This window comes from Paraburkholderia sp. 35.1 (genome assembly GCF_050436525.1).
Classification (GTDB): Bacteria; Pseudomonadota; Gammaproteobacteria; order Burkholderiales; family Burkholderiaceae; genus Paraburkholderia; species Paraburkholderia tuberum.
Map to the genome: position 1 here is coordinate 1,165,452 of NZ_JBNDMJ010000001.1, position 11,968 is coordinate 1,177,419.

Consider the following 11,968-nt stretch of genomic DNA (forward strand, 5'->3'; position numbering starts at 1 on the left):
GGTCACTGCTCCAGGGCAGCGACGAGCGCCGCCGAACTGGACACCGTGCCGAACACGCCGCCCTGCATCAGGACCATGTTCAGCGCAGCGTCATGGTTGCCCTTATCGGTCGCGCCGCAGCAGTCCGCGAGCAACGTGCATTCGAAGCCGCGGTCGTTTGCTTCGCGCATCGTCGTATGGACGCAGACATCCGTCGTGATGCCCGTGAGCACGAGATTCGCAATGCCGCGCGTGCGCAGGATCAGTTCGAGGTCCGTCGCGCAGAATGAGCCTTTGCCAGGCTTGTCGATGATGATTTCGCCCGGCAGCGGGGCGAGTTCGTCGATGATTTCCCAGCCCGGCTCGCCGCGCACGAGTATCCGGCCGCACGGGCCCATGTCACCGATGCCAAGGCCGTTCGTGCCCGCCTGGCGGCTGCGCCAGCGCTTGTTCGCCGGCAGATCGGACAGATCCGGCCGATGCCCTTCACGGGTGTGGATGATCGTGAAGCCGAGTTCGCGCATCGGCCCCAAAACGCGCTTGATCGGCTCGATCGGGGCGCGCGTGAGCGAGAGGTCGTAGCCCATCTTGTCGACGTAGCCGCCGTAACCGCAGAAGTCGGTCTGCATGTCGATGATGACGAGCGCCGTGTTGTCGGGGCGCAGGTTCCCGTCGTAGGGCCAGGAATAGGGACGGGCTTCGATGGTACGGGTCATGTTGATTCTCCGGCCGCACGCTACGCGAGCGCGGGCGATTCTGGATTCGGTCGGTCGGAAGCTGTCCGCGCTCAGCGCGTCAGGCTCAGCTCGCCGGGTGCGCCCGCCAGCGTGCGGTCCGGCCTGCAGTTGATGATCATGAGCGCGAGCGTCAGCACGTAAGGGGCGGCGTTGAAGAGGTAATAGCCACTGGTCACGCCGATTGCCTGCAGGGCGGGGCCAAGCGCTCCGGCAGCGCCAAACAGCAGCGCGGCCCAAAGACAGCGCAGCGGCTGCCAGCGTGCGAAGATCACGAGGGCGACGGCCATCAGGCCTTGCCCGCTCGACAGTCCCTCGTTCCAGCTGCCGGGATAGACGAGCGAGAGATAGGCACCGCCCACGCCCGCGAAGAAACCACCCACCGCCGTCGCGATGACGCGTATCGGCGTAACGGGATAGCCCATTGCACGCGCGCTCTCGGCGTTCTCGCCGACGAGCCGCAGCGTCATGCCCCAGCGCATCGAGCGCAGTCCCCACTGCAAAGCGACGGCAAGCACGACGCCAATCACGAAGAGCAGATTGATATGCAGCGCGTTGTGCACTTGCTGCGAGGCGGCCCACGCGCCGAGATCGATCGACGGGAGCATCGCTGCCTGCGGCTCGATGAACGGCTTGCCGAGATAGAACGCCAGGCCGGTGCCGAACAGCATGAGCGCGATGCCGAACGCGATATCGGAAACACGCGGCAGCGAGCAGACCAGCCCATGCAGGCAGCCGAGCACCAGACCGGCCGCCGCCGCAGCGAGCACGCCGATCCACGGCGAACCCGAGAGATACGAGCCCGCATAGCCGCACATGGCGCCGGAGACCAGGATGCCTTCGAGACCGAGATTCACGCGGCCGCCTTTCTCGGTGAGGCACTCGCCGAGGCTCACGAACAGATAGGGCGTACTCACGCGAATGGCCCCCGCAAAGAGCGAAATCAGCAGTACCGCAGCGGGCGAATGAAGGTCAGACATGGCGGGTACGTTCCAGTGAAGCAGACGAGGTGTCGAGCGCGACGGCCTGAAGTTTCACGCGCCAGGCGGCAAGACGGGGAGCAAGTGCCTCCCAGGCCAACAGGTTCGCGAAAAGCAGCCCTTGCAGCACGAGCGTGGCGGCGTCGGGCAGCTCGAGGTGACGTTGCAGCAGACTGCCGCTCGCCTCGATGCCGCCGACCATCAGGGCGCACACGATCACGGCGAACGGATTCTGGCGTGCCGCGAACGCGACAAGGATGCCCGCATAGCCGTAGCCCGAGAGCAGCGACGCATTCGCGCTGCCTTGCACGGCCGCAACTTCGAACATTCCGGCAAGTCCCGCCGATGCGCCGCCTAGCGCGCAGGCGGTGAGCGCGAGCCCGCCCACGGGCAGGCCGACGAGGCGCGCCGTGTGCACGTTGCCACCCGTTACGCGCATGGCGAAGCCGAGCGTGCTTTGGCGCACGAGCACCCAGGCAGCGAGACACGCGAGCACGCCCCAGAAGAGGCCCCAGTGCACGTCGAGTCCCGGCAGCGAGCCGATGGTCATGGCGTCGGGGAGGGGCAGCGTCGACGGTTTGTTGAGACTGGCGGGATCGCGCAGCGGCCCTTCGACGAGAAACTTGAAAACGGCGATGGCGATATACGACATCAGCAGGCTGCTGATGGTCTCGTTGACACCACGCCATTGACGCATTGCGCCCACTGCGCTGATCCACAGGCCCCCCGCGAGCATGCCTGCAATCGCCATCAGCGGCGTCGCGACGATCCACGGCGTAGCCTGCGGCAGGCACTGCGGCACGACGGCGGCCGCGAGCCCGCCCAGCGCGAGCGCGCCCTCGCCGCCAATCACGATCAGGCCGACTTGGGCAGGCAGCGCGACGCACAGAGCCGTAAGCATGAGCGGTGCGGCGCGCAGCAAGGTGTTCTGCCATGCGAACGACGAGCCGAACGCACCTTCACCAATGAGACCAAGGGCCTGGATGGCCGGCTGTCCCTGCACGAGCAGGAAGATGCCGAAGATCGCCAGAGTTGCCACGATTGCACATACTGTCGGCAACGCAGGCAACAGCGCAAGCAGCAGGCGCGCGAGACTTGCAGGCAGCCTTCGCGACGGCCCGCGAGCGGGAGAAAGGGATGCGGACATCACGACTCCTGGCGAGGACGCTTACGGCCGTCAGATCTGGCCAACCACACCGGCAACCAGATAATTCATGCTTTCGAGCGCGATATCGGTCTGTGCGTAGCTCGTGCCGGCCGCAATGGCGCTGCCGCCCTTGTTGTCCTTCATCGGTCCCTTGAAGATGACGTAGTCGCCCGCGACCATCTTCGCCTTCACTGTGTCGGCTTGCGTGCGGGCATCGGGTGTCACCTTCGCGCCATACGGAGACATCTTCACGAAGCCTTCGCGCAGACCGCCGCGAAGAATGTTCGGCTGCGGCTTGCCCGTCTGCGCGTTTGTGACGAGCAGCTTGTAGGGCGTCGCCCAGTCCCATTCGGCGCCCGTCAGATAGCCCTTCGGCGCCAGCGCCGCCTGGCTTGCGTGGTAACCGCAGCTCATCGCGCCGCGTTTCTCGGCTGTCTCGATCACGACCTTGGGTCCGTCCACGTGACACGTGAGCACGTCGCAGCCCTGATCGACGAGGCTGTTGGCGGCCTCCGCCTCCTTCACCGGCATCGACCAGTCGCCCGTGAAAATCACGTGCGTGGCGATCGACGGATCCACCGACTGCGCGCCCAGCGTGAATGAGTTGATGTTGCGCAGCACCTGCGGAATAGGCTTGGCCGCGACGAAGCCGAGCTTCTTCGTCTTGCTCGCATGGCCTGCCACGACGCCGTTCAGATACTGGCATTCGTCGATATAGCCGAAGTAGCTGGAGATGTTGGCCGGATTGCCGCTCTTCCAGAGACCGCCGCAGTGGGCGAAGCGAACCTTCGGATATTTGGCTGCCATTTTCAGCACATGGGGATCGAAGTAGCCGAACGAGGTCGCGAAAATGAGCGTCGCACCGTCCTGCTCGATCATCGCTTCCATGGTCTTTTGGGCGGCGACGGTCTCGGGCACGTTTTCTTCCTCGACGACCTTCACGTTCGGCAGCTTCTTGATGACAGCCGCAGCTTGCGCTTGTGCCTGGTTGTAGCCGTAATCGCCGCGCGAACCGACGTAGATGACGCCGACCGTAAGCGGCTCGGCACCGAAAGCGAGGTCGAATGGGAGCGTGCTGCCGAGGGCGAGGGCGCCAGCGCCCTTGAGAAAATCGCGACGGTTTGTCATGGTTGGACTCCTCGTGAGTTCAATGCATATATTCAGAATTGCCGATCGGATTGGGCTTGCGTTCCGGCCGCCGTTGCGAGCCATGCACGCCAGCCGCCGAATGCAGTGATGTCGTGTGCGCCGCTGCCTGGTGCGACCGCCGAGGGCTCGCTGATAAAGCCCTTGACGATGAGTCCATCGGCTGTCTGCACGCTGCCGATGCCGAGCGGCGCCGGCACGTGGGCAACGAATGCGCCGAAGCTCACGCGCGATATCCAGACTTCGGGGCGACAGGAGGCTTCGATCCGGGCGATCACCGTGTCGACGATGTCGCGAGGCGTCGTGCTTTTGGTGGCGTCGGATTCGAGCAGCGCTCGAACCTTGAAGAAGGCGTCGGGAAGCATGAGTTCAATCTTGAATACAAGTTTGAGCTCATGCTTGCAGCAACTGTGCCAGGCAGAGGACGTTGGCAGGAAGTCCTTGCCCGGCAACGATTTTTACATTGGCGTAGACGCTGGTACTTGTCTACCCGTGATCCAGTGTGGGTCGCGATTGGTTTGGGTTGGTGCACGTGTCCCGCTCATCGTGCACCAACCAGAGGGAAGGGCGCGAGCGGTGGTTAAGGCACTCCTGGCCGAAGCGAGGAAGCCTGGCGAAGACCATTACCACCGGCTCGGAGAGGAACTGGACGGGCATGACGGCCCGCCGCCCCGCGAAGTTCACAAGTGGGTGTGTTCGGGCGGGCGATACGAAATCCATCTCGAAATAAGACCCGCATATGCCCAGCCCGTGCCACCATCTTCGTGCTCCGGGATTGGGACACAAGGCAAGACCGCTGATCAACGGGCGTGACCAGCCAGTCACTTTCCAAAGCTGCACGATCGGGGCACAAAAAAGAAAACGCCCGTGTTATTCACACGGGCGTTTCCGTGGCCCCGCTACCGCGCCCCAATGAACGATTTCTCGTCCGCTTCTGCATCAGGGGCCGGCTTCCGCGCGGCTCTCTTCAAGTATAGGGCGCTTGGCGGGATATCCAAGTCGGCGAGACCAGATTTTTGCACGGAACGCGAGCGGATGATTCAGACGTTTGAGTACTCGCGCCGCCTCTGGACTCAACGCCGTCATTGAGCTTTCAGCCGTTCATGCCGTTCGGTACATGAAAGCGACAACCTTACTGCAAAGCCGGCTGGGTATTGCCGCTTGTTGGACATGTTAGCGCTTACATTAACGCGGAAAACAGCGACCGGGGCAACGAGACAATGACGTCATCAGGGAAACTCCCTAAACGATTCATCGGACCGGCGATCGCGCTCCGCTCGCCCGCAGGATCATGCTCACCACTTCTTCCGTCGTAGCCTCGAAGCGCTTCGTTGAGAGCGCGCGTTTGCCCGAGAGCGCGCATATTTGAGCCTCGAAATCGGCGTAGTGCTGCGTGGTCGCCCAGATCATGAAGAGGAGCGTCCGAGGGTCGACGGGCGCGAGCAACCCTTTGGCTATCCATCGCTCGATCAGCTTCACGCGTGTGTCCATCCACGGCTTCACGCGTTCGAGCAGGATCTCTTGCATGTGCAGCGCCCCGCTGATTATTTCGTTGGCCCACACCTTCGATCCAAGTGGGCGGCGCCGTGACAGGGCCATCTTGGCGCGCACGTAGCCGCCAATCGCCTCGACCGGATCGTCGCTTGCATCGAACAGGTTGGCGGCGGCGTTCCATTCCTCGAACACATCGTCGAGTACACGCCAGTACAGCGCCAGCTTGGTCGGGAAGTAATAGTGCAGATTCGCCTTCGGTAAACCCGCGCGCTCGGCGATCAGCGCCGTGCTCGCGCCTTCGAAGCCGCGTTCGGCGAACACGGCTTCGGCACAGGCGAGTAGATGGGATTCATTCGACGCACGAATGGAGGCTTTGCGCCGCTGTGGCTTGTGCGATGTGTCGGCGGCTCGTTGCGCCTGCACGGTGCCGCGCGTCGCGAGGGGCGCGGCTCGCGTGGTGGGTTCGTCGTCGCGCATGTTCGGTCCATTCGGAAGAGAAAAGGAGCGCGGCGGCGCCGCGCGCATGCCGGAATCATTGTAGCCACGATGCAAGTGCGCCGCGAATTCACCGACATCAGGAGAAACGCGCAGCACGGACGCCTGGTTTTTTTTCACGCGCTGCAGCATCAATGGCACGCTTCTCGCTCGTAACTCCGCATTGAATTCGCGAAGTTTCTCGTCTAAAACCTGTCCAATCGGACAGGATTCGAAGGGCTGGGTTTCAGGGGCAGCGCAGTGCCATCGAGACGTGCACCGTCGTGGTCCTTCGCGCCCCAACACGGTGGCATGCATGCACGTTTGACAAGCACGGACAGGAGAACACGCATGAACGCAGTAAGCGAAGCCGCGCTGACGACCGCGATCCACGTGAACGGTCAGCGATTGTGGGACAGCCTGATGGAGATGGCCAGGATTGGCGCCACGCCCAAAGGCGGCGTGTGCCGTCTGGCGCTGACCGACCTCGACAAGCAGGGCCGCGATCTCATCGTGCAATGGGCGAAAGAGGCGCGCTGCACGATCAGTGTCGATCAGATGGGCAACGTGTTTATGCGCCGCGCGGGGCGCAACAACGACCTGCCGCCCGTGATGACCGGCTCGCACGCCGACTCGCAGCCAACCGGTGGGCGCTTCGACGGTATCTATGGGGTGCTCGGCGGCCTCGAAGTGATTCGCTCGCTCAACGATTACGGCATCGAAACCGAGCGCCCTGTTGAAACGGTGATCTGGACCAACGAAGAAGGCTCGCGCTTCGCGCCGGCGATGGTCGCCTCGGGCGTATTTGCGGGTGTGTTTGCGCTCGAGTACGGACTCTCGCGCAAGGACGTCGACGGCAAGACCATCGGCGAGGAATTGCAGCGCATCGGCTACGCGGGCGCGTTGCCGTGCGGCGGCCGCAAGATTCACGCGGCGTTCGAACTGCACATCGAACAGGGGCCAATACTCGAGGCCGAAAACAGGACGATCGGCGTGGTCACCGACGCGCAAGGTCAGCGCTGGTACGAAGTCGTGCTCACAGGCCAGGAGGCGCACGCAGGGCCTACGCCCATGCCGCGCCGCCGCGACGCGCTGCTGGGCGCCTCGCGCGTCGTGCAGCTCGTCAACGAAATCGGCCTGCGTCATGCGCCGCTCGCGTGCGCGACGGTCGGCATGATGCAGGTGCATCCGAATTCGCGCAACGTGATTCCGGGCCGCGTGTTCTTCACCATCGATTTTCGCCATCCGCAGGACGAGGTGCTGGCGCAGATGAACGCCGAGCTGCGCGAAGGCATCGCGAAGATCGCGGAACAGGGCAAGCTCGAAGCCGACGTCGAGCAGATTTTCTACTACGCGCCCGTGCCGTTCGACGAGGCGTGCGTGAAGTCCGTGCGCGCGGCGGCCGAGCGCTTCGGCTATTCGAATCGCGACATCGTTTCGGGCGCAGGTCACGACGCGTGCTATCTCGCGACGGTCGCGCCGACCTCGATGGTGTTCGTACCGTGCATCGACGGCATTAGCCACAACGAAGTCGAGGACGCCACGATCGAATGGATCGAAGCCGGCGCGAACGTGTTGCTGCACGCCATGCTCGAACGCGCGAGCGAGCCCGGCTGACGCAATCTCGATCGAACGCAAGCGGTCTCAGCGCCGCGCTGTCTTTCCAACGATTCCCACCTACCGGCCGCGCACGTCACGCACGCGGCCGGCGGACCCGTGTTTTGCCTCGCAAGGAGCATCCGGATGTCCCAGACCACCTCGAATGCCGCCAACGGCATCGCGCCAGGCCGTCTCAGTGCCGAGCAACTGGGCTGCAATTTCGCCGACGTCGCGCCGCCGCTTTCCGCGAATGCGGCCGTGATCGCCGCCGACCGCTGTCATTACTGTTACGACGCGCCTTGCGTGAACGCGTGCCCCACGGGCATCGACATTCCCGGTTTCATTCGCAAGATCGGCAACGGCAATCTCAAGGGCGCGGCGCGCGATATCCTCAGCGCGAACCCGCTGGGCGGCATGTGCGCACGCGTGTGCCCGACCGAGATTCTCTGCGAAGGCGCCTGCGTGAGAAATCATCAGGATGGCGAGCCCGTTCAGATCGGCGCGCTGCAACGTCATGCCACGGACTTCCAGATGGCCCGCGAAGCCGCCGGTGCCCCTGCGCTCTTCAAGCGCGCCAGCGAGACAGGCCGTCATGTTGCCGTGGTCGGCGCGGGTCCCGCGGGTCTCGCCTGCGCGCACACGCTCGCGCTTGCCGGGCATCGCGTGAGCGTCTTCGACGCGCGCGAACAGCCGGGCGGCCTGAACGAGTACGGCATAGCGGCGTACAAGACCGTCGACAACTACGCGCAGCGCGAAGTGCGTTGGCTTTTTTCCGTTGGCGGAATAGAACTGCGCCAGGGCCAGCGACTGGGGCATGACGTGACGCTTGCGGAGTTACGCGCGGCGTATGACGCGGTCTTCATCGGCGTGGGCCTTGGCGGCACGCATACGCTCTCCATCGAAGGCGAACTGCTCGACGGCGTGCTCGATGCCGTGGATTTCATCGCGCGCGTGCGCGAGGCCGACGATCTGGCCAGCGTGCCCGTCGGTCGCAAGGTGGTGGTGCTCGGAGGCGGCAATACGGCAATCGACGCCGCCGTGCAAAGCCGCAAGCTGGGCGCGGAGCAAGTGACGCTCGCCTATCGTCGCGGCGCGGCGCAGATGAGCGCCACCTGGGCCGAACTGGAATTCGCGCGTAGCCAGGGTGTGACGTTGGCCGAGTGGATGAAGCCGCTGCGAATCGTCGGCGACACGCAGGTGCGGGCCGTGGAATTCGAGCGCACCGGGCTCGATATGAGCGGCGCATTGCGCGGCACTGGGGAGATCGTGCGCGTGGAGGCCGATATGGTGCTGAAGGCAATTGGCCAAACGCTGTTACCCGAAGGCCTCGACGGGTTGCAACTCACCGAGGAAGGCGGGCGCGTCGCGGTGGATGCGAACGGCGCCACGTCCCTTGCGGGCGTTTTCGCAGGCGGCGACTGTGCCGGCCACGGCGCCACCGATCTGACCGTCCAGGCCGTGCAGGACGGCAAGCTTGCCGCGCATGCGATCGACCGCTTCGTTGCGAGTCAGTCTGCCAAGGCCGCCTGAGCCGCGTGATAGCTACACCGAATCCAGATAAAACGAAGGAGTCGCATCATGGCCGACTTGCGCTGCACGATTGCCGGCATTCAATCGCCCAACCCGTTCTGGCTCGCTTCCGCGCCGCCCACCGACAAGGCCTACAACGTCAATCGCGCCTTCGAGGCGGGTTGGGGCGGCGTGGTCTGGAAGACGCTCGGGCTCGACCCGCACGTGGTGAATGTAAGCTCGCGCTATGGCGCCACCACCTGGCGCGGCCAGCGCATGGCGGGTCTGAACAACATCGAGCTCATCACCGACCGGCCGCTCGACGTGAACCTAAAGGAAATCGCGCAGGTGAAGCGGGACTGGCCCGACCGGGCGCTCATCGTCTCGCTGATGGTCCCTTGCAACGAGCACGACTGGAAGTGGATTCTGCCTCAGGTGGAAGACACTGGCGCGGATGCTGTGGAGCTGAACTTCGGCTGTCCGCACGGCATGAGCGAGCGCGGCATGGGCGCGGCGGTGGGTCAGGTGCCCGAGTACATCGAAATGGTCACCCGCTGGGTGAAGGAAGGCACGCGCTTGCCTTGCCTCGTGAAACTCACACCGAACGTCACCGACATTCGTCACGGCGCGCGCGCGGCGATGAAGGGTGGTGCGGACGGCGTCTCGCTCATCAATACCATCAACTCGATCGTCGGTGTCGATCTCGACGTCATGGCGCCGCTGCCCACCGTGGACGGCAAGGGCACGCATGGCGGCTATTGCGGTCCTGCCGCGAAGCCCATTGCACTGCACATGGTCGCGGAGATTGCGCGCGACCCGCAAACGCAAGGCTTGCCCATCTCTGGCATCGGGGGCATTTCCGACTGGCGCGACGCCGCGGAATTCATCGTGCTGGGAGCGGGCAGCGTGCAGGTATGCACCGCGGCGATGCACTATGGTTTCCGGATCGTCAGCGACATGATCGACGGCCTTTCCAACTGGATGGACGACAAAGGGTACGCCAGCCTCGACGCGATTCGCGGCCGCGCCGTGCCGAACGTCACCGACTGGCAATACCTGAACCTCAACTACGACATCAAGGCGCGTATCGATCAGGACCGCTGCATCGAGTGCGGGCTCTGCCATATCGCCTGCGAAGACACCTCGCATCAGGCGATCACCGCCACGCGCGACGGCAAGCGCCACTTCGAGGTGGTCGATGCGAACTGCGTCGGGTGCAATCTATGCATGCATGTTTGCCCGGTCGATCAATGCATCACGATGGAGCGTGTCGATTCGGGCGAGCGCTACGAGAACTGGACCACGCACCCGAACAACCCGGCGCGTGTCGCCGACCCGAAAGCCGCCTGACATTTCGAAGCCGGATCGAGCCGGACCCACGACAAGCACGGAGAACCCACCTCATGAGCCAGCCCTTTGCAGTCGACGCCAATGCGCGCCGCGCCGAAAGCGAGCTATACAATGATGATCTCGCGCCCACCGGCGTTGCGCAGCGCACATGGCGCTGGTATCACTTCGCGGCACTATGGGTAGGCATGGTGATGAACATTGCCTCCTACATGCTCGCCGCCGGCCTTACCGAGCAGGGCATGGCGCCATGGCAGGCCGTGCTAACCGTGCTGCTCGGCAATCTGATCGTGCTCATGCCGATGCTGCTGATCGGTCATGCGGGTACGAAGTACGGCATTCCTTATGCGGTGCTCGTGCGAGCGTCGTTCGGCACCCAGGGCGCGAAGCTGCCAGCCATGCTGCGCGCCGTCGTGGCGTGCGGCTGGTACGGCATTCAATCATGGCTTGGCGGCAGCGCCATCTACACGCTCGTCAACATCCTCACGCACAACGCGCTGGTGGGCGACGCACTGCCGTGGCTCGGCATTTCGATCGGACAGGCTAGCTGCTTCCTCGTCTTCTGGGTGTTCCAGCTGTACTTCATCCTGCACGGCACCGATTCGATCCGCTGGCTCGAAAGCTGGTCCGCGCCCATCAAGGTGGTGATGTGCGCAGTGCTCGTGTGGTGGGCATGTTCGAAGGCAGGCGGCGTGGGCTCGATGCTGTCGCAACCGTCGCAGTTCGCCGCCGGCGGCAAGAAGGCGGGCCTCTTCTGGGCGACGTTCTGGCCGAGCCTCACGGCCATGGTGGGTTTCTGGGCCACGCTCGCGCTCAACATTCCCGACTTCACGCGTTTCGCAAAAACGCAAAAAGACCAGTTCGTGGGCCAGGCCATCGGCCTGCCCATTCCGATGGCGTTGCTCTCGGTGGTCTCCGTGGTCGTGACCTCGGCAACGGTTGTGATTTACGGAAGGGCGATCTGGGACCCGATCGACCTCACGAGTCGCATGGAGGGCGTCGGTGTGGGCATCGCGCTCATCATCCTCACACTGGACACGATGTGCTGCAATCTCGCCGCGAATCTCGTCGGGCCAGCTTACGACTTCTCGAGCCTCTGGCCCAAGGGCATCTCGTACAAGACGGGCGGTCTCATCACCGCGGGTATCGCCATCGTGATGATGCCGTGGAAGATCCTTGCCACCACCCAGGGCTACATCTTCACGTGGCTCGTCGGTTATTCGGCGCTGCTCGGGCCTGTGGCCGGCGTCCTGATGGTCGACTACTTTCTCGTTCGCAGCACACGCCTCGACACGGCCCAGCTGTTCGAGGAAAACGGCGAATACGCCTACTCGAACGGCTGGAATCCGGCTGCCGTGATCGCGCTGATCGCAGGCGTGCTGCCGAACCTGCCGGGCTTTCTCAATGTCGCGTTCCCGAATGCGTTTGCCGCCGTGCCCGATGCGTTCAAAAGCATTTACACCTATGCGTGGTTCGTGGGGCTCGCCATTGCGGCGCTCGTCTATGGCGTGATGATGAAGCTCGGCAAGAGCCGGCGCCCACGTGTTGCGAGCGCGTGA

The 11,968-nt window shown here is 64.0% G+C and carries 10 protein-coding genes; 4 read left to right on the plus strand and 6 right to left on the minus strand.

Annotated elements, in window-relative coordinates; all coding sequences use genetic code 11:
• Window positions 1-2: 2 nt before the first annotated feature.
• The 6 genes from biuH to OKW27_RS05635 form a co-directional block, all read right to left on the minus strand.
• Window positions 3-695 (minus strand): biuret amidohydrolase, encoded by a 693-nt coding sequence (biuH, locus tag OKW27_RS05610; protein WP_090811211.1) that lies wholly within the window; start codon window positions 693-695, stop codon window positions 3-5.
• 71 nt (window positions 696-766) lie between these two features.
• Window positions 767-1,693, minus strand: coding sequence for an ABC transporter permease (locus tag OKW27_RS05615; RefSeq protein WP_429332792.1), 927 nt, complete (start codon window positions 1,691-1,693; stop codon window positions 767-769).
• Window positions 1,686-2,840: an ABC transporter permease gene (locus tag OKW27_RS05620; protein ID WP_429332793.1), complete on the minus strand. Its 1,155-nt coding sequence runs from the start codon at window positions 2,838-2,840 to the stop codon at window positions 1,686-1,688. The genes OKW27_RS05615 and OKW27_RS05620 overlap by 8 nt, the downstream gene beginning before the upstream one ends.
• 30 nt (window positions 2,841-2,870) lie before the next feature.
• Window positions 2,871-3,968 (minus strand): BMP family ABC transporter substrate-binding protein, encoded by a 1,098-nt coding sequence (locus tag OKW27_RS05625; protein ID WP_184033153.1) that lies wholly within the window; start codon window positions 3,966-3,968, stop codon window positions 2,871-2,873.
• A gap of 32 nt (window positions 3,969-4,000) precedes the next feature.
• Window positions 4,001-4,438: an allophanate hydrolase-related protein gene (locus OKW27_RS05630; RefSeq protein WP_429332794.1), complete on the minus strand. Its 438-nt coding sequence runs from the start codon at window positions 4,436-4,438 to the stop codon at window positions 4,001-4,003.
• Between the two features lie 799 nt (window positions 4,439-5,237).
• Window positions 5,238-5,957, minus strand: coding sequence for a TetR/AcrR family transcriptional regulator (locus OKW27_RS05635; protein ID WP_090811902.1), 720 nt, complete (start codon window positions 5,955-5,957; stop codon window positions 5,238-5,240).
• A 348-nt stretch (window positions 5,958-6,305) separates the two neighbouring features.
• On the opposite strand from OKW27_RS05635, the gene OKW27_RS05640 reads away from it, so the two are divergent.
• From OKW27_RS05640 to OKW27_RS05655, 4 genes are all read left to right on the plus strand, one after another.
• Window positions 6,306-7,571: a Zn-dependent hydrolase gene (locus OKW27_RS05640; RefSeq protein ID WP_184054146.1), complete on the plus strand. Its 1,266-nt coding sequence runs from the start codon at window positions 6,306-6,308 to the stop codon at window positions 7,569-7,571.
• A gap of 126 nt (window positions 7,572-7,697) precedes the next feature.
• The gene (locus OKW27_RS05645; protein ID WP_429332795.1) at window positions 7,698-9,083 is read left to right on the plus strand and encodes an NAD(P)-dependent oxidoreductase; all 1,386 of its coding nucleotides are present in this window, start codon (window positions 7,698-7,700) and stop codon (window positions 9,081-9,083) included.
• A gap of 48 nt (window positions 9,084-9,131) precedes the next feature.
• On the plus strand, window positions 9,132-10,412 hold the full coding sequence (preA, locus tag OKW27_RS05650; protein ID WP_187613982.1) for an NAD-dependent dihydropyrimidine dehydrogenase subunit PreA: 1,281 nt from the start codon (window positions 9,132-9,134) through the stop codon (window positions 10,410-10,412).
• 53 nt (window positions 10,413-10,465) lie between these two features.
• Window positions 10,466-11,968 (plus strand): NCS1 family nucleobase:cation symporter-1, encoded by a 1,503-nt coding sequence (locus OKW27_RS05655; protein WP_429332796.1) that lies wholly within the window; start codon window positions 10,466-10,468, stop codon window positions 11,966-11,968.